The sequence below is a fragment of the Kineothrix alysoides genome (assembly GCF_000732725.1).
Taxonomy (GTDB): Bacteria; Bacillota; Clostridia; order Lachnospirales; family Lachnospiraceae; genus Kineothrix; species Kineothrix alysoides.
The window spans coordinates 1,816,950-1,836,157 of sequence record NZ_JPNB01000001.1; the positions used below are offsets into that span (position 1 = coordinate 1,816,950).

Annotated in this window: 18 protein-coding genes; 3 read left to right on the plus strand and 15 right to left on the minus strand. The window is 38.9% G+C overall.

Annotated features, from left to right (window positions below; all coding sequences use genetic code 11):
* Nucleotide 1 precedes the first annotated feature (1 nt).
* The 3 genes from CC90_RS0108615 to CC90_RS23680 all read right to left on the minus strand — a co-directional run bounded on the left by CC90_RS0108615 (nt 2) and on the right by CC90_RS23680 (nt 2,967).
* The gene (locus CC90_RS0108615; protein ID WP_031390386.1) at nt 2-1,855 is read right to left on the minus strand and encodes a heavy metal translocating P-type ATPase; all 1,854 of its coding nucleotides are present in this window, start codon (nt 1,853-1,855) and stop codon (nt 2-4) included.
* Between the two features lie 121 nt (nt 1,856-1,976).
* Nucleotides 1,977-2,252 carry a metal-sensing transcriptional repressor gene (locus CC90_RS0108620; RefSeq protein WP_031390387.1) on the minus strand — a complete coding sequence of 92 codons (276 nt, stop codon included), beginning with the start codon at nt 2,250-2,252 and terminating at the stop codon, nt 1,977-1,979.
* Between the two features lie 103 nt (nt 2,253-2,355).
* Nucleotides 2,356-2,967, minus strand: a complete 612-nt coding sequence (locus CC90_RS23680; protein WP_242843291.1) for a CPBP family intramembrane glutamic endopeptidase — start codon at nt 2,965-2,967, stop codon at nt 2,356-2,358.
* Between the two features lie 225 nt (nt 2,968-3,192).
* On the opposite strand from CC90_RS23680, the gene CC90_RS0108630 reads away from it, so the two are divergent.
* Nucleotides 3,193-4,407, plus strand: coding sequence for an IS256 family transposase (locus tag CC90_RS0108630; RefSeq protein ID WP_031390389.1), 1,215 nt, complete (start codon nt 3,193-3,195; stop codon nt 4,405-4,407).
* A 550-nt stretch (nt 4,408-4,957) separates the two neighbouring features.
* Here CC90_RS0108630 and CC90_RS24185 read toward each other — a convergent pair.
* The 6 genes from CC90_RS24185 to CC90_RS0108670 all read right to left on the minus strand — a co-directional run bounded on the left by CC90_RS24185 (nt 4,958) and on the right by CC90_RS0108670 (nt 11,852).
* Nucleotides 4,958-5,188 carry a hypothetical protein gene (locus CC90_RS24185; RefSeq protein WP_132038578.1) on the minus strand — a complete coding sequence of 77 codons (231 nt, stop codon included), beginning with the start codon at nt 5,186-5,188 and terminating at the stop codon, nt 4,958-4,960.
* Between the two features lie 469 nt (nt 5,189-5,657).
* Nucleotides 5,658-6,080 carry a hypothetical protein gene (locus CC90_RS0108650; protein ID WP_035315272.1) on the minus strand — a complete coding sequence of 141 codons (423 nt, stop codon included), beginning with the start codon at nt 6,078-6,080 and terminating at the stop codon, nt 5,658-5,660.
* A 423-nt stretch (nt 6,081-6,503) separates the two neighbouring features.
* Complete coding sequence (locus CC90_RS0108655) at nt 6,504-7,562, minus strand: endonuclease/exonuclease/phosphatase family protein (protein WP_035315274.1); 1,059 nt, start codon at nt 7,560-7,562, stop codon at nt 6,504-6,506.
* A 262-nt stretch (nt 7,563-7,824) separates the two neighbouring features.
* On the minus strand, nt 7,825-8,751 hold the full coding sequence (locus CC90_RS0108660) for an alpha/beta hydrolase (RefSeq protein ID WP_031390392.1): 927 nt from the start codon (nt 8,749-8,751) through the stop codon (nt 7,825-7,827).
* A 196-nt stretch (nt 8,752-8,947) separates the two neighbouring features.
* Nucleotides 8,948-10,714, minus strand: coding sequence for a dihydroxyacetone kinase subunit DhaK (dhaK, locus tag CC90_RS23685; RefSeq protein ID WP_081905974.1), 1,767 nt, complete (start codon nt 10,712-10,714; stop codon nt 8,948-8,950).
* Between the two features lie 10 nt (nt 10,715-10,724).
* Complete coding sequence (locus tag CC90_RS0108670; protein WP_031390394.1) at nt 10,725-11,852, minus strand: glycerol dehydrogenase; 1,128 nt, start codon at nt 11,850-11,852, stop codon at nt 10,725-10,727.
* 544 nt (nt 11,853-12,396) lie between these two features.
* Here CC90_RS0108670 and CC90_RS0108675 point away from each other — a divergent pair.
* Nucleotides 12,397-13,365 carry a PocR ligand-binding domain-containing protein gene (locus tag CC90_RS0108675; RefSeq protein WP_031390395.1) on the plus strand — a complete coding sequence of 323 codons (969 nt, stop codon included), beginning with the start codon at nt 12,397-12,399 and terminating at the stop codon, nt 13,363-13,365.
* A 231-nt stretch (nt 13,366-13,596) separates the two neighbouring features.
* Here CC90_RS0108675 and CC90_RS0108680 read toward each other — a convergent pair whose 3' ends face one another.
* From CC90_RS0108680 to CC90_RS0108700, 5 genes are all read right to left on the minus strand, one after another.
* Nucleotides 13,597-13,986 carry an arsenate reductase ArsC gene (locus tag CC90_RS0108680; protein WP_031390396.1) on the minus strand — a complete coding sequence of 130 codons (390 nt, stop codon included), beginning with the start codon at nt 13,984-13,986 and terminating at the stop codon, nt 13,597-13,599.
* A gap of 66 nt (nt 13,987-14,052) precedes the next feature.
* Complete coding sequence (locus CC90_RS0108685) at nt 14,053-14,514, minus strand: C-GCAxxG-C-C family protein (RefSeq protein ID WP_031390397.1); 462 nt, start codon at nt 14,512-14,514, stop codon at nt 14,053-14,055.
* Nucleotides 14,511-15,560, minus strand: coding sequence for an ACR3 family arsenite efflux transporter (arsB, locus tag CC90_RS0108690; RefSeq protein ID WP_031390398.1), 1,050 nt, complete (start codon nt 15,558-15,560; stop codon nt 14,511-14,513). The genes CC90_RS0108685 and arsB overlap by 4 nt, the downstream gene beginning before the upstream one ends.
* Nucleotides 15,547-15,873 carry an ArsR/SmtB family transcription factor gene (locus CC90_RS0108695; RefSeq protein WP_031390399.1) on the minus strand — a complete coding sequence of 109 codons (327 nt, stop codon included), beginning with the start codon at nt 15,871-15,873 and terminating at the stop codon, nt 15,547-15,549. Before CC90_RS0108695 ends, arsB begins: the two co-directional genes overlap by 14 nt.
* Nucleotides 15,874-16,167: 294 nt before the next feature.
* Nucleotides 16,168-16,635: a hypothetical protein gene (locus CC90_RS0108700; RefSeq protein WP_031390400.1), complete on the minus strand. Its 468-nt coding sequence runs from the start codon at nt 16,633-16,635 to the stop codon at nt 16,168-16,170.
* A 362-nt stretch (nt 16,636-16,997) separates the two neighbouring features.
* Between CC90_RS0108700 and CC90_RS0108705 the strand changes: the two genes are divergently transcribed.
* Nucleotides 16,998-18,281 (plus strand): IS110 family RNA-guided transposase, encoded by a 1,284-nt coding sequence (locus tag CC90_RS0108705; RefSeq protein ID WP_031390401.1) that lies wholly within the window; start codon nt 16,998-17,000, stop codon nt 18,279-18,281.
* A 193-nt stretch (nt 18,282-18,474) separates the two neighbouring features.
* Here CC90_RS0108705 and CC90_RS0108710 read toward each other — a convergent pair whose 3' ends face one another.
* The gene (locus tag CC90_RS0108710; protein ID WP_031390402.1) at nt 18,475-19,092 is read right to left on the minus strand and encodes a manganese efflux pump MntP; all 618 of its coding nucleotides are present in this window, start codon (nt 19,090-19,092) and stop codon (nt 18,475-18,477) included.
* Nucleotides 19,093-19,208 lie beyond the last annotated feature (116 nt).

Sequence of the window (19,208 nt, forward strand, 5' to 3'; positions counted from 1 at the left end):
TTTATTTCCTCCATTTTAATAATAAAGATGAATTGATGATAACAGCCACAGAACCTACATTATGTACCAATGCACCCACCACTGGATTTAAAATACCTGTAATGGCAAGCACAATTGCAGCAAAATCGAGAAGCATTGAAGCTGCAAGATTGATATGAATGGTTTTCATCACTTGGCGAGAAAGCAAGATCAGATGGGAGATTTCACTTATATCATCTCCAACAAGGGCAATGTCAGCCGCTTCAATAGCAATATCGCTGCCTATTCCTCCCATGGCAATCCCCACTTGAGCAGCCTTGAGAGCAGGTGCATCATTAATACCATCACCCACCATACAAACAAACTCGCCTTTCTCTTGGTACTGCCGAATGGCCTTCAACTTATCCTCTGGTAAGCAGTTTGCTTTGACATTAGTAATACCAGCAATCTTTGCAACATGATTGGCTGCCTGTGGTTCATCACCAGTAAGCAAGATAACATTTGTTCCTGTATCACATACTTCCCGGATAGTCTGCGCTGTGTTAAGTCGCATCGTGTCCGAAAGAGCTACCAGACCAAGAATCTGCTCCTTGTCCATCCCATAGATGACTGTACTGCCATTGGCTTTGACTATGTTCGCACTTTCCGAAAGCTGCTCAGGTAAGACGAGGCTGTGATCTGCTATCATCGCCTCATTTCCAGCAAAGACTTCATATCCCTGTATGGTAGCTGAAACGCCACGTCCCGGAAGAATCTGAAACACTTCTGGCTCGATGGGGGGCTTTCCCTTTATCTGGCGATACTCCGCAACAATGGCTTTGCCCAGTGGATGTTCAGAACGCAGTTCGGCACTGGCCACAAGTGCAAGCAACCTATCATTATCAAAACTTTGAGAACAGCTCTCCACCCGTGATACAGACAGCTCTCCATATGTTAGAGTTCCTGTCTTATCAAAAGCGACGCACTTTACCTTCGCCAACCGCTCCAACGCATCACCCTGACTGATGAGAATGCCATGTTTTGTGGCATTTCCGATGCCAGCCATAATTGCAGTGGGCGTTGCCAGTACCAGCGCGCAAGGGCAGAACACAACGAGGATGGTCACAGCACGAATAACTTCACCAGTGACAGCCCATGTAAGCCCCGATGAAACAAGGGCAATGACCACGATCCATGTCGCCCACCGGTCAGCCAGACCTACAATTTTTGCCTTACCTGCATCTGCCGACTCCACGAGGCGTATCATTCGTTGCAAAGAACTGTCCTCTCCAACCTTCTGTGCAATCATATCGAAAGTTCCATATTGATTGATGGTACCGCTTTGTACTTCGTCCCCCTCACCCTTATCCACTGGTAAAGATTCACCTGTCATAACAGATTGATCAACGGCGGTCTGACCTTTGGTAATAATACCATCCACCGCGATAGTTTCCCCTGCCAATACTCGAAGCGTGTCACCCACTTGTACATGTTCAGCAGGGATAATCTGCTCCTCTCCATCACACACAACCCTTGCTGTTGCAGGAGAGAGATATACCAGTTTTTCAATCCCAGCACGAGCCTTCACCACAGTTCTTTCTTCTAAAAATGCACCAACAGCCATGATAAGTGCAATCTCACCTGCAGCAAAAGTCTCACCAATGATAACCGAAGCAACTAATGCGAGGGATACCAACACATCTGCTTTGATGTCGAATTTGGCAGCAAGACCGAAAACAGCTCCTTTAATGATGGGGATTCCGCAAAGCAGAATGGCCAGCCATGCCACATTGATAGGCAGATGACCGATATTAAAGAAACTAACCACCAAAGATATTAGCGATAAGCAGAGAAACAGAGTGGTTCCCTTCTCATCGTTTTTTAATAATTCAATCAAAAAATCACTCCTTTATACTTATGGGGGTATATGTATATGCAACAAAAGAAGTATACCCCCATGGGTATATTTTTGTCAACAAAAAAGCAGCCGTATTTCGGCTGCCCTAGTCTGGACAAAGTTATGTCATTCTTGAAAAATGCTCAACTGCTTTGGTAAATTCAGAAATAGTCTTATCGGCGTCACCATGCTCAATTCCCTCGCGAACACAGTGATTCAAGTGTCCTTCTAATACCAATTGACCGACTTTATGAAGTGCACCTTTAGCAGCATTAATCTGGATTAGAATATCTTCACAAGGAATATCTTCATCCACCATTTTATCGATAGCCTTGATTTGTCCCATTATTTTATTCAATCTTCTATGAAGATTATCTGCATCCATACACTGGCGCATCTACTCACCTCCCTAATACCCATAGGGGTATAGAAAAAGAATAGCATCTTCATTAAGATTCGTCAATCTAGTATGTAAAAAGCTAATTTCAAATTCAAATTTATTATATGGATTTATTACATTTTTTTAATTTGTAAAAACCGGTTAAAATAGGTACCACAATTAGCACTATCAAAATATTCCATTGTACAGGAGCAAGAAAACAGGTATTGAAAATCATATGTAAAAATGCAAGTATAAGTACACTGTGATATCTGTAATAAAACATTCCAAGAATAAATGATAAAAGGATAGTCCACACAAAATAAAGAATTATTTCCTGTACCGTCAATAAATTTCTAATACTCCACATTGGAATGTGCCATAATCCCCAAATTACGCCTACATAGAAAATAAAACGCATTTTCTCTTGTTTCATGGATAATCTTTTCAGAAAAAATCCTCTCCATGCCATTTCTTCAAGCAATGCTATGGCAAAAAGATAAATACTATTTAGAAACACTGAAAAAATTGTAGAATATGTGTTGATAAACAAATCCGGTTCTCCTGCAACCATGGCGTACCCATAAGAACTACCTAATCCAATACTGATAAATAATGCACACTGCAAAATTGATCTTGCAGGAAGTCTTCTGGTAAACAGGAACAAAACCCATTGCTTTAGGGTATGTTCCCTTATTTCAAAAACAAGAGATATCACCACAGGAATAAGCACAAACAAATATTTGGTACTCAATAACACATTTGGGACTGGTATTTCAAACCTTTTCAGCAACATCGGCAAATAACAGGAAAAAGACAATAACAGTACTGTGATAATCCAACAGTTCGTTTTTTTATTGCAAGAGGTAGTGTAAAATAAGTTGTGTCTTTGGAAATAAATGGCTTCTCTCTGGAAAGAATTAGATAAATAATTCTTTTTCAGGAAGGAGCTTTTTATATGGCTATTGCAAAGGACCAATTACAACAAATTATTGCTGATAACGACATTAATAGTCCCAGTGATATCTATGCCCTATTTAAGGACAGTTTTAAAGATATGCTGCAGGAGCTATTAGAATCGGAAATGAATGCTTCAATTGGCTATGAAAAAAATAATAAGGAGCATATGGACTCGGACAACAAGCGCAATGGATATTCTCCCAAAACCGTAAAGAGTCAGTATGGAGAAGTACAACTGGATATTCCCCGAGATAGAAATGGGGAATTCGAACCCCAGATTGTTCCTAAGTACCAACGGGATATTTCGGGGATTGAGGAAAAAGTCATTTCCCTCTATGCCAGAGGCATGACCACCCGCGATATCCATGATCAGATTGAAGACTTGTATGGAATTCAAGTGTCAGCCGAAATGGTCAGCAAGATTACGGATAAGCTTCTGCCCGAAGTAAAAGAATGGCAGTCCCGTCCCTTGGAGCCAATCTATCCCTTTGTCTTCATGGATGCGATCCATTACAAAATCCGTGAGGATGGACGAATTTTGAATCGAGCAGCTTATGTGGTATTAGGCGTAAGTTTAGATGGGAATAAAGACATCCTGAGCATCAACATCGGGGCAAATGAATCCTCTAAGTTCTGGCTGGGTATGTTAAATGATTTAAAGAATCGTGGTGTCCAAGAAGTGCTCTTCTTTTGTGTAGATGGACTTAACGGATTCAAGGAAGCAATCGCCGCGGCCTATCCGCAGGCACAAGTACAACGGTGTATCATCCACATGCTGCGCAATTCCTTCAAATATGTATCCTATAAAGACATCAAGAAGTTTGCGTCTGACTTTAAAGCAGTATACAAGGCACCCACCGAAGAAGCAGCCCTTTCTGAATTAGAAGGAGCGAAAGAAATCTGGGGTAAAAAATATCCGTATGCAATCGCAAGTTGGGAACAGAATTGGGATGTTGTAAGCCCTTTCTTTCAGTTCAGCGAAGATATCCGCAGGATTATGTATACGACAAATATCATAGAAGGAGTAAATCGACAGTTTCGTAAGGTAACCAAGACAAAAAGTGTTTTTCCAAATGATACTTCCTTGGAAAAAATGTTGTACCTGGCGACTCAGAATGTAAAGAAGAAGTGGACGCAACGTTATCGTAACTGGGACTTAGTCTTAAGTCAGCTTCTTATCTTGTATGGTGATCGGATTAGCGAATATCTGTAAATAGAAAAAATCGGCAGGCTGCCCGCAAAGCTACCTGCCGATCCACATATATCTTATTTCACCGATAATTATAGTTTAACCAGAATATTCCAAGATAAACAGATTTTTCATTTTTATTTCGGAGGTCGGGTGTGGGCAGCGTCCACGAAAAGTTGCTTTTCAATTATCGATTACTTTTCATGTAGAAATGTATAAAATTTCTTTATCTGCACAGACTAAAATAAGAAAATAAATTCGACACAAAAGTTCACCTATAACTAACAAGAATTTTACATATCTAATTCAATTCCAGATACTTGATGTCATTTGAGACACAGGAAAATTTACGCCCTCTTGCAAGAAAATACTTTTGCTTTATATTGCTTTTTAACTTTCTTTGTCATCACCATCCAATAAACTCCAATTTAGCACTTTGATAATCAATCATTAATTTTGCTTATTATTTTCAATATATAGGTGAATATGTTCCGATTTTAAATGTTTTATAAAGGGCGAAAAAATAACGTCCCTAACACTTTCTTCTACATCATCTCCATACATTCCCATAAAACTAGTCTTCCATTTTATTTATAACATCCTCTATATCATAGGTCTTGGCAGGTAAAATCATTGAATATCCTCCCATTATTCCTTTAATTATTTTTAATTCAAGGTCCATACGTATTTTAAAATGCGCGACCATATCTGATATATCCACAAACTCAAATTTCTTTCCATTAGGTGAGTCATTTAAATATCGCATCACAAGAGGATACCACAGCTCTACACTATGCCAGTTCAACCAGAGAAATATCCCTCAAGATACATATGTATCCATCAAGCTTTTCATATAGTGATTTCATCAATGTTGTTTTACCAGTCCCTTGTATTCCTCCTATAAATATGTTTTTCATCTAATCCCCATTTCCTGATGACTTCCTGCTTTATTTCTCGTCTCAGCTACCTGTTAAGCCAAAATCTAACTTTTTACCAAAACGTTCATTTTCCCTGCCCTACTATGGTAATCAGAAATATACTTCACTCGAATTAACCTTAAAAACACACCTGCATATCTATCTTAAAGCTCTGAACTTCTTTGATTTCCTAAGCTTTTCGATCAGCAGGACAATGGTTTCAACGTGCCCTGTTGCTGTGATTCTTATGACCATAGGGTGGGTAGCCCCTTGGCGGAAGGGTATATTTTCAATAATTATACCTCTCAAACCTTACTTTTGTAAAATAACTTTATAGATTGCATAATAAGAGACGGTTTAATTATCTTTCTTATTAAGATTCCGTTTAACTTGATTTTCTTGTTCCATTAGGTATTGTATGAATAAATCAAAACTCCCAACAAACTTATTTACACTTTCTATATGATAAAAAGTGCTTGTTTTATCATATTCGTAGATTTCATTTGTCAGCGAATATATATATATTCGCTTTCTAAGCCCAAGGGCTATTCCTAACTCAATATGACTTCCTTTACCTGCTGGCAATAGAATAACAAGGAAATCCGAATTCATCACTGCTTCTTTTTCTTTTACACCGATAGTAGCTAATTCTTCAAGGGAACTAGCTTTTTCGTTTTGAGTCCAATCATATGTGTGGATATAACCTTTTAACTTTAGCTCATTAGAAATCTCTCGTACCTGCTCAATATTCTTGAAACTCGATGCTATATAAAAATTCACAGAATACCCTCCCTCTATTTAAAATAATCTACTTCCCATTATTATAACATAAAATTATTTTTCATTTTCCTTACCTAACAGCTTGATTTCCATATTTTCTAAAGCTTTTATATAATCTTTCTCTACTTTAGAAACATCATCTAAATACGAATTCTTATATTTCTTGTATTCTTCCTTTGAGTTAAGCTCAGCTGTCTTAGTATTGACATGCCGTTTTCTACTCGTAGATATATTTTTCCAAACGTAAAAATAAACTTTAGGTTGTGTAGATAAGATTGATGTAATCCTATAAACCCAATAAAATCAATGTCTAAATGCCTACAGCCTATAATATAAGTATCCCTCATAAAATGAATAGAGGCCTCACTTTCAGATGGTCCTGCCGGTGGCTATCACTCCTTTTTAATGGCTTATTTAAGAAAGCTATTTAAATGTAAAGGTTAACTTTACCGGTTGATGATCTGAATATTGAAATTCTGTAGATATAACATTTACATTTTGTACTTGTATATTATTAGATACAATAAATCCATCAATGATATACATTTGTGAATTTTCATAGGAGCCCGTATATGGTTCATTTAACAGACGGCATGTAGGGATACTATCATCTACTGCAATAGAAAATGTATCCGGTATATCCTCATTTCTAATAATTCCAGGCATCCAATTTCCTTGTTCTACTATTGGATATTGCTTATATCCTTCAAACATTTGATTAAAATCTCCGCCTGCAATAACATAATTACCTTTTTCATATTCTTTTTCAAGGATATCCGCCAGCATTTTACTTTGCGCAAGCTTGCCCGCTCCACTGTCATAAGCTTCCAGATGTAAATTAAATAATACAAGCTCTTTCTCTGTACCCTCTATTGGAATTCTGGCCTCAAGAAGAGCACGTTTTAGATTACATATCTTAAGCGGCCATTGAAAAGATTCAGGAAGTGAAATTCGTGAAGCAGAATTCACTTCTAAATCTGTTAAAGTAACTAATCCAGCCTCTACATGTCCCATTGTCGGAATGGGATACGGTATATAATCACACTTAAAGTTATAGGAAAACATGCCCGGCATTTGTAAGGCTTCCTCTAAATATTGCATTTCATCTATATGATAAGAACGTTTGGAATCTATATCGACTTCCTGAAGGAAATAAATATCCGCAGGATTACTCTTCATGACATTTGCATTTCCTAATAAATTTTCTTCCACAACCGCCTTATTGTCCGGCCTAACTTTTGTTCCTCCATCCATAAAAAAGTCCTCTGTGCTGCCTAAAGCGGAGTAACCTATATTATATGTAATAACCGTTAATTCCGTATCTTGATTTACTTTTTTATCTCCATTTGATGCGGAAATCACCTCTACGGCAGAAGGACGATATTCACGTATAGTAAGAAACGCAATGCCCCCTGCAGATAGCCCTAAAAGTATGAGGATGATTACAGCACAGCATTTTACAATTTGGTTGATTCTTTTCATATTCTTTTTCTCCTTCTTAATATCCGTATATTTTTCTTTCCGATATATTTATTTTCAGTTCATTCACCAGAACCTATTTTAATTAATCCTGTTTCTTATTTGCCAATAACATACAAATATCATAGAATATTCATTTCCTTATGGTTCCGGACAATAAATAAAAATAATATGCCTCCCTGTAACAGACCGTTTAAATCTAAAAACAGTTTATTACAAGGAGAAGCATATTTTTATGGAAAGAAAAAGTACACTAATGCCGCCTTTATTTCAAATCAAGCCACTCTATTACATCCTTCATAACTTCATCTTTATTAATTTCATTCAGCATCTCATGTCTGCCGTCAGGATATAACTTCATAGTCACGTCCTGTATACCTGCTTTCTTATAGGTATTATAAAGCTTCCTGACACCTTTTCCGGCACTGCCGACAGGATCTTTGTCTCCCGAAAAGATATAGATAGGCAGCTTTTTAGGTATCAAGACAATGTTTTTTGCTTTATCGATTTCTTTCAGACCTTTCATAAAATCATAGAAAAATCCCGCCGAAAAAATTCCTCCACAATATGGATCATTTACATATTTATCAACTTCGTCCTTGTCTCTGCTCAACCAGTCAAATTCAGTACGGTTCGGCTTAAAGGCATTATTAAAGCTTCCGAAGGAAAGCTTGTTCATCCTTACGCTTTTGGCTTTTCTGCCGTTCTTTTTCACCTCTTGGCCGGCAGCAAGAAATCCAAAGTTATGTAAAAGTGCTGCTCTTCCACTGGAACCGGAGAGGATTACCCCCTTTAATTCCCTGCCAAATAGCATAATATACCTCTGAGCAGCAAAGGAACCCATACTGTGACCAAATAGAAATACCGGTAAGTCAGAATGCTCCTCTTTTATTATGGTTGTTAACTGGTGCATATCTTTCACTAACCAGTCAAAACCATCTGCTTCAGCCAGATATCCAATATTTTCAAGGCTTCCTGCTGTTTTTCCATGTCCCCGGTGATCGTTCGCATAGACAATATACCCCTTCTGCGTTAGAAGATCAGCAAACCGTTTATATCTAAGTGCAGTCTCAGCCATTCCATGGGCGATTTGAACAGCACCCTTGACTTCTGTACCGGAATCAGGGCTCCACTTATAGACAAAAACATTTGCTCTGTCACCTGATTGAAAACTAAAATTTTCTGATAGCATATGATACCCTCTCCTTATCTTTACTGTAATAAATCCTACGAACAGGACAAACTATTATGCCGATTATATAACATTATATCATATTTGCAAGCTCATATGATATCGGCACGTCATTCCGGTGATGCGCACCCCCACTATGTTCGATGCTGATATAATGTCTGTCCACATTATATCATGCATATTTGGTTTAACCCTATTATGCTATGCTCACACCTTCTGCTATTTCCGTAAATATTACGCCAAGAGCATAGGCGCCGGCATCAGGATGCCCTAAGCTTCTTTCTCCAACAGTTCCCGCACGTCCCATCCTCGCCACAATATTCTCTGTTGCTTTTGCACCCGCCGCGGCAGCCTGGGCAGACTTTTCAAAGGCTGCTTTAAAATCGAGACTCTGCATGGCACTTTCTGTCCAAGAATCGGCACAGGGAACAAGCGCATCAATTAATGTTTTGTCACCGATAACCGCACCTCTGCCAAAAGAACGCTCTCCCGTACTTTGAATTCCCTTCACGGCTGCCTGCATTATTTCTGCAAAATCAGTGATTGACAGAGCAGTCTTCTCTCCTGCACTTTTTCCGGCCGCCCGGAAAGCAGAACCCCAAATCGGTCCTGAAGCACCGCCGCAATGTTCCATAATAACCATAGAACAAGCGTCTAAGAAATTTCCGATGGTATCCGCTTTTGTATGGAGAATTTCCTTCCATTCTTTTTTTAACTGCTTGAAGCCCTTTGCCACACTCATGCCAAAATCGCCATCTCCGGCATAGGAATCCAGTTCACAAAAAGGTACTTCATTTTTTATAATACATTCGCTCATTTTATCAAGGATATAGACGAGATTTTGTGCGGATAGTATGCCATCCCTTATAACGGAATAAGAAGCATCCGTTTCACATTGATAAGAAACATCCTTTGCCTCGTCACTGGCCGCAACCCTGTCTGAATATACTGCTTTTTCAACGGGACCGTCTACTTTAAAACCGGGAGCATCACATTTTTGCGAAAGTAACTCCGCAAGTTCCTCATCCAGCTTCATAATAGAAACCGAAGCTCCCATCATATCAATACTGGTCATGTAATTTCCAACGAAGGTTCTGTTAATCTTTATATTTTTTTTCGCCAGCTCCCGGGTTACCGCATTGTTAAGTAAATATAATTCCTGCAATGGGGTGCTTCCGAATCCGTTCACCAATAATGCGACCTCTTCCTCAGAGGAACCATCTACCTTCAAATCTTCCAGTAAAGCAGATACCATTCGTAAAGCCAATTCATCAGCAGTTGCAATCTGTTCTCGTTTGATACCGGGTTCTCCGTGGATTCCTACTCCGTATTCCATCTCCATTTCGCCCATATCAAAGGTTGGGGTTCCTTTTGCCGGAACCGTACAGGAGCTGAAAGCAAAACCAATACTCCTTACATTCTGTGCTGCTTTTAAAGCAACCTTTTTTACTTCATCAAGGCTCTTTCCCTGCTCCGCACAGGCACCTGCTATTTTATGCACCAGTACCGTACCTGCAACGCCCCGGCGGCCTACCGTATATAAGCTGTCCTGAACGGCAATATCATCATCAACCTTGATATAATCCACCAAAATACCGTCTTCACCGGCCAGATATGCTGCATTTTTAAAATTCATCATATCTCCGCTGTAATTTTTAATAATTAATAAGGTCCCCTTATCACTTGCCGTTTCCTTTATCGCCTGATATACCTGAATTTGTGAGGGAGAAGCAAATACATCCCCGCATACAGCCGCATCCAGCATACCTCTGCCGACGAAACCCGCATGAGCAGGCTCATGTCCGCTGCCGCCTCCGCTGATGAGACTAACTTTATTTTTATCTATATTTTTCTTTTTGATAATTTTATATTTTTCAATAAACTCAAATTCCGGATGCGCAGATACAATACCATTACACATTTCTTTCACAAAGGTTTCCGGTCTGTTAATAATCTTCTTCATATAATCACCCCTATCGTCTTTTATAAGCTTTACCCAAAGCATCAGCCGTAATAATAGCCGCAGCTACTGCTTCTTCCGTAACAGGGAAAGGCATGGAATAGATGGACTCACCCTCCGCACAGGTTTTTTTTGCCACCAGCAGCAGTTCTTCCCGGGAAATGGAATCAACACCGATATCAGGCAGGCAGATTGGCAATCCTATCTTCTCGCAGAAATCCATTACTTCATTCAATTCTTCTTCCGGTGCATTTTCCAAGACCAACTGTGCAATGGTACCAAACGCAACTTTTTCTCCATGGAAATACTTATGGGTGCCTTCCAGAATCGTTAGTCCATTGTGAATTGCATGGGCTGCAGCAAGACCTCCGCTTTCAAATCCCAAGCCGGACAAAAGTATATTAGTTTCAATAATATTTTCCAACGCTTCCGTTACTATGTTATTGTCACAGGCAATCTTTGCTTTATAACCATCCGCCAACAAGCTTTGATAGCATAAGGTTGCCAAAGCCAATGCCGTGTTCGTTCCCTTGGCCTCTTTACAAGCGCCTTCCCGGAAGCCGCAGGGTAAGCCGGCATTCACATTTGCATAGGCTTTTGCAGTTGCTCTTGCCTCAAAATAAGTTGAAAGTGCATCTCCCATGCCGGAGACCAGAAAGCGGACCGGTGCTTTTGCAATCACTGTCGTATCAATGAGTACTACATTGGGATTCTGCTTAAAATAAGCATAATCATCAAAGGAACCGTCCGGGGTGTATAGTACCGCAGAATGGCTGGTCGGTGCATCCGTTGCCGCAATGGTTGGGACGATAATAAGGCTATCTCCTTTTGCCACACATTTTGCCGTATCAATGGCCTTACCGCCGCCTAAACCAATCGTACATGCACAGCCATTGTCTTTTGTCAACTTTTGCAAGCGCTCTACTTCAACTCTGGAGCATTCCCCGCAGAATCCACTCTCCACAAAGGTAATCTGAAATTTTTCTGCCGTAGCGTCCAATTTACTCTTTACTCTTAAAACATCCTCCGGATGCGCAATCAGAAGCGCTGACTTTCCGAATTCCTTAACAAAGTAACCAAGATTTAATAGCTCATCTTCTCCCTGTACATATTTTGACGGACAAATAAATGCTTTTCTCATAAATATCTCCTTTCATACCTTGACTATTGATTGCAGCTTTCAAGCTCTCATACATACCCCAGACTTACCTGTGATACTGTTCAATAAAAATGAAAAATGTTTTTTCACTTTTACATGTAAATTAACTTTGTTTTCATCAATTATTATAATAAGTTCCACTTGAAATAGCATTAAACTATACAATACAACTATAAGAATAAAAGATAGAAATATCCGGTTTTTCATATGATTTTTCAAAGCTGTTATTAATTTAACTATTACTGTTCACTCCATTACCAGCAACGCATGATTTTTGAAATGCAGAATTAATTTCTGCATGTAAGTTCGCTCTGCAAAGCAGAAATTATCTCTTGAATCACGTTCTTACGCAGCCTAACAGCAAGTGTTAATCTACTGTATAAACAGTAGAAAAAAATCTTCTATTTTAGGATTTTTAATGCTGTTGACTGTTATCTAAAGACAATATATAATGGTGTTATGTAGCACTTAGTGCAATATTTTTCCATTCTGTCCATTCACAAAAAATCCAAATTGGAGGGCTAATATGCGGCCAAGTTTTAGTAAAATTGATCAAATTATCAACCCCATTAAATTTCAAAAAATTCAGGATGACATAGCCTCTGCTACAGACCTTGCTTTGATTACGGTTGATTATAAAGGAAAACCCCTGACAAAGCACAGCAATTGCAGTGACTTTTGCCAAAAGGTCCGTTCTTCAAACTATGGGATTTACTGTGAAAAATGCGATTCACACGGTGGTCTGGAAGCTGCAAGGCTTAGAAAACCCTATATCTATATCTGCCATTTCGGTTTGATTGATTTTGCCATTCCCATTATAGTTAAGGATCTGTACATAGGCGCTTTCATGGCCGGTCAGGTATTATTATCTCCGCAAGATCTGGCGGAGACCCCTGAACCTATTCTCCCGGGCGTCCAAAGTAAGTGGGAATCTATTGATAAAAACCTGAAAGAAGCTTTTGATACCTTACCTGTTATGTCTCTTGATAAAATCACCGCTTTGGCTAATATGCTGCTGCATATTGTTAATTATTGTGTTGAAGAGGCTGAATTAAAAGCTTTACTAGCTCACCGCTCGGGAAAAGCTTCGAACAACACCTACGCCGAAACCGGAGAAGATGACTACTTCATCAGTACAATTAAAAGGCATCCCAGAAAAGGAGCCGATCAGTTGATTCAGCCTGCTTTGGCTTATATTAAAAAGCATCCGGAAGAAAAAATCACCCTTGAAAAAATGGCTGCCTTATGTAATATTTCTCCAAGCTATTTCAGCAAACTGTTTGCAAAAGAAAACAGGGGAAATCTATCTGATTATGTGAATAAAACAAGAATAGAACTCGCAAAGGAGCTGCTTCTTAATTCCGACTGGAACATACGGACCATTGCGGCGCATATAGGCTACGATGACAGCGGATATTTTATTAAAATATTCAAGAAACTTACAAATAAAACACCGCTTGAATACCGCAACAGCAAAGAAAACCCTATCGGATAGCTTAGATATTAAAATAAAAATCCCAAGTAAGAACCGGTAATTTACCTTAATTCTTGCTGGGGATTTTCAATATTAATTACTGTCTGATTCAGTCGTGTCCTCTGATTGGTAATATCATCCATTCTGTTCCTGCAGCTTACGACCAATCAGCAATGATTTCCTTTTATCGTGCTGCAATGCCCTACCTTTTTATCTGAAATTTATCAGAACGGGTTGGCGGTTATAAAATTCTTATACCATAACCCTTACTAATTCTTTTACTTTTGCATCAATTGTCTTTATGACCTGAATGAATTCCTCGTCACTCTTACCTGTTGGATCATCAAGCCCCCAATCCTCACGGTGTTTGCAGGGAAGGTATGGACACTGTACATTACAGCCCATTGTAATAACAATATCCACAGGCGGAATATCGGATAATAGCTTGGAATACTGCGTCTTTTCCATATCAATCCCATAAAGTTCTTTCATAAGCCTCACAGCATCTTGATTGATTTGCGGCTTTTTTTCCGTTCCGGCTGAATAGCTCTCCAACGCATCCCCTGCCAAATGCTTGCAAAGGGCTTCCGCAATTTGTGAGCGGCAGGAATTATGCACACAAATAAACGCGACCTTTTTCATATCTGTTTCCCTCTCTTCCCTTCCTCCGATAGTCCCAATGCTGCAGAAAGTTTATCACTATTATTTTCATCTACAGCCCATACTTTCATTCTCCGTTAACCCTAGAATGGATTCAATGATTTCTGCCGCAATCTTCACGGCGTTCGGACATACTTGGCGAATAACAGGCAAAGCCTTTTCTTTATCACAGTTTTTCAAATCAAATCCCAAAAGCTCACGGCAGTTTGTAGATTGATTACGCTCAACAAATCGGCGTTCAAACTCCTGCACCAATTCAAATACTTTTTCTTTGGACTGATTGTCATGCGGCAGATACTTCCCGTATTTCAAACCGATTAGCATGTATGCACCTGTAACTGCACCACATGTTTCACCCAGTCTGCCCATTCCCGCCGCAAAACCACAAGATAGTTTCAATGCCGTTTCTTTCTCCAATCCAAATTCCTCACAATAAGCAGACAGAATTGCTTGTGAGCAGTCAAATCCACTATTAAAACATGCTAACGCTTCATTTACTTTGCTTTTCATTTTCCAAACCACCCTTTTGTACGATTTACAACATTGACAAGAATAAGCATAACAGGTACTTCGGTTAGTACACCGACGGTGCAGACAAGCACAACGGGCGAGGTTGGGCCATATAGGGCAATCGCTACCGCTACCGCCAGTTCAAAAAAGTCCGACGCACCGATCAGCGCTGCGGGAGCTGCTATGCCGTGCGGCTGTTTACACACCTTGCACATGATATAGGCAAATGCGGCCGTGATAACATTTTGCAGAATTAATGGCACTGCTATAAGCAATACATGAATCGGATTGCTTAAAATGGCATCGCCTTGAAAGGTAAAGATGATAATTAGGGTGAGAAGTAACCCGGCAGTGGTAATCCCGTCAAACTTAGAAACAAAATTTTCATTGAAATATTGAACGCCATTCTTCTTTATAACAATACTTCTTGTCAAAGCTCCGCCTATGAGAGGTATTACAACAAACAATACAATGGATACAAACAGCGTATCCCAAGGCACAAACATATCATTTACGTCAAGTAAGAAAGATACAATAGGTACAAATGCTACAAGGATAATGAGATCGTTAACCGCCACTTGTACAAGCGTATGTGCCGGGTCACCCTTTGTAAGATTGCTCCAAACAAATACCATTGCCGTACAAGGGGCTGCTCCCAGTAACACAGCTCCAGCAACATAGTTCTTCGCGATATCCGCAGGGATTAAATTCTTGAATACCACATAAAAAAAGAACGTAGCCAACCCAAACATCAAAAATGGCTTAATCAGCCAACTTGTTCCACTTGAGATAAGTAGGCCCTGAGGATTTTTCCGTACATTTTTAATGGATTGAAAATCCACCTTCATCATCATGGGGTAGATCATAATCCATATCAACAAGGCAATAGGTATGGATATTTGAGCATACTCAAAACGTCCCAAGAAATCGGGAACAGCAGGAAGGATTTTACCGATTAATATACCTGCCGCCATGCAGAGCAATACCCATACGGTCAAATACTTTTCAAAGAAACCAATCCCTTGCTTTTTCTTATTTTTTTCCACAGTTACACTCTCCCTCTTTGCAAATGCAATCATCTTTGTCAATCGTGATGGCATATAAGAAGTTTTTGAATTCCTGCACCTTTTCACCGTTCAGCGAATAATACATCCACTTGCCCTCTTTACGCCCATTCACCAGACCGCAATCACAGAGGATTTTCATATGGTGGGATAATGTCGGCTGTGTGATATTGAACTTTTCTAAAATTTTGCAGGCACAAAGCTCACCGCAAGACAGCATATCCACAATCATCAACCGGTGCGTGTCCGCAAGGGCTTTGAACAATCCTACTGTTTCAGTATACTTGTCATTCATCTTAAAATCACCTCACATAGATATTTATCTATGTATCATTATATGCAGTCATATAGATAATTGTCAATGTATTTTGAATCTATTTTAGAAAGAACAAGCCCCCAAACGATTCGCTTGGAGGCATTTCGCTTACTTATTCTTTCAGTATTACAGCATTAGCCCTAATAAGATTTGTTCCACCGGAATATACTCTAAAACCTTATCCTGCCACGAGAATACAGAGGTATGCTGCATTTTTGTTTTTATTTTTTCTTCTCACCCCCTGGGTTTTAAAGCAAATCGGATCGAAAGAAATTATACTTCTTGTTTTGTACTATGTTGTAATAGCGTAATCCACCTCTTTTGCCTGTGCTCATAAAAATATTCAGCCCAAAGATATACGAAAGGCGTTTTCCATCCTGCGTAGATTTCTACTTGATCCGTATATTGTGTTCTTCCACCCTCCGTTGATTTCAATATAATGCGATGGTTCCATACCTTTACATGTGTATTTGTTTCATTCGTATAAATTTCATAGGTTGTTTCATCAAATTCAACCACATGTATTTTATGTACTCCAAAAGGCAAAAAACCAAATAGTTTGAAGCGAAATACAAAGTCGTGATTCTTCTGCCAAACTATATTTTCAGCACCTGTCAATGGAGAAAAGGTTGCCATCGGTGCCGCAACATACTGCAGCGTTTTTAATTCTTTTAAGTGGCTGAAAATAATCTCTTTTGATGCCGGAAAAAAAGAAGTTTTTATAACAGTTTTTCTTTTCATCACAATTCTCCTCGTATAATATGTTTATCACCAAGATTTCTATTTGGTATAAGCATATTTTTTTTAATATCTATTACTTAGTTACTTAAGATTATCCCAATGGTAAAATATCAAAAGAGATATTTACCGGAAGGTGCTGCTTATTCTCCTTGCGACACTTTAATAGTGATTGCTAAGTTAGCTTTCAGCCTGACTTAAATTGCTTTGCTGCTAACACAGATGTTGCGTCCTGACTAGATAGTCCGGCAAGATGGTTCTAATCAGTGAATGCTAATTACGCGAGGTTGCTGTCAGCATTTAAGATTGGGATAACCTTTTGTTTTATATCTTCACAAATACTTAGTCGGAAAGGCGGTGATCACATGTTGAAGATTAATTACATGTCTACCTTATTTGTTGGTATCGATGTTAGTTCCAAATCCAACGTCGTATGTGCTATTGATTTTTATAAGAACCCCTTGATTAAATCAACTGTTACTAATAATCAGCCTGGTGCTTATTCTTTGATATGTCAGCTCTTAGATGTATTTCACAAACATACTGATTTGAATACCGTTGTTATTGCTTTAGAGTCCACATCTATTTATAGCCTACATATCGCTAATTACCTTTCTTCCTGCGAAGAATTAATGCCGTACCATCCTTATGTGTTCTGCCTTAATCCTAAAATGACTGCCAACTACAGAAAATCATTTATTGGTATGAATAAGACCGATTTACTTGATGCCTTTGTTATTGCTGATTTTGCTCGTGTTGGTCGTATTGAAACTGATCCATGGCGTGGCTCTCAGTTCCTTGCTCTACAACGCCTTACAAGACACAGACTGCATCTTGTGGAAGCTCTCACTCGTGAGAAAACCTACATGGTTTCCAATATGTTTCTAAAATTTAGTGAACTTCCCATTCTTCCAAAGGAAGAACAGCCTTTTTGCGATAACTATGGCTCTACGGCAGCTTCTGTACTAACTGAATTCTTCTCAATGGAAGATATCATTAATGCTTCTCCCGAAGAACTTATTTCATTTCTAGGAGAAAAGAGCAGAAACCGAATTGAAAATCTTGAAGGTACAGCTTCACTTTTGCAGAAAGCAGCCAGAGATTCTTATCGTTTGGATAAATGTCTCTATGAACCCTTAAATATCTCTCTTGCCTGCTCATTCAACTGTATTGATGCATTTAAACAGGAGATAAAGATAATTGATAAAGCTATTGAAAAATCCATTGCTGGGCTTAATCCAAACGCTTACACCATTCTGATGTCTATTGATGGCATAGGTCCTGTATTTGCTTCCGGCATACTTGCTGAAATAGGTGATATCTCAGGCTTTCATTCACAGGATGCTCTTGCAAAATATGCTGGGCTTACATGGACACGTGCTCAATCAGGTGAATTTGAGGCTGATGAAAGCCGGATGACCAAAGCCGGTAACCGCTACCTTCGCTATTACTTAGGCGAAGCTGCTAACAGTATGAAAAACCACTCTTCTGAGTACAGAAACTTTTACTATAAAAAGTATAATGAAGTCCCAAAACATAAACACAAAAGAGCACTCACGTTGACGTCTCGTAAACTAGTACGGTTAATCTTTGGGTTGCTGACCAAAGAGAAACTGTATTCCACCGATAAGGCAGATGCTTTGTCGTAAATACGACTAAATCAGCTTACGTTTTTGTAAGAAAAAACGTAGGTTTATTAAGGTACTTTTTCTTTAAACAATACATTCAAAAATCTTTTAAATCGAATCTTGACATATCACCAGATTGCTATATTTGATAAGCTAAATCTGCCCTTAACTATCCTCAGTCAAAAACTCACCGATGTTTATTCATAATTTTATATCAGAAACCAGTGGCCGTCATATGTTCAAGTAAAATTTGTAATCCCATTGAAACAAGAATAATCCCACCCGCAAACTCCGCTTTCGATTTAAATTTTACACCGAAAATATTTCCGGCTTTTACACCTATGACAGAGAAAGTAAGAGTGATAAGCCCGATAGATATAATTGCCGAAAAAATATTAACATTTAGAAAGGCAAATGAGATTCCCACTGCCAATGCATCAATACTTGTAGCAAGAGCCAAGGGTAACATTTCCAAAGGTTTTAAGGATGCTTCTTGCTTTTTCGGGCATTCTCTGTCTGAGCATTTTTCGGTCGGACACTCCCTATCTGCACAACCTTCCTTTTTAAAACTTTCTACCACCATTTTGCCACCAATAAAACCGAGCAATACAAAGGCGATCCAATGGTCAAAAGCAATTATCTTATTAGCAAACTGTGTACCTAATAAATACCCTGCAAGTGGCATAATTGCTTGAAAAAAGCCAAAGTACAAACCAATAATCAATGCTTTTTTTATCGTTACTTTAGACATAGTCAACCCTAAACAAAGTGATACAGCAAAAGCATCCATAGAAAGTCCGACAGCAATAAATACTAATTCAAATAGGTTCATGATAATCTCCTTCTAAAAAGACTTTCACAAAAAGAAAAATCCAAGTATTACTCATACGAGCATATACTTAGATTATAAAAAAGACTATGTATAGCTGTATAAGTTATACATGAGTC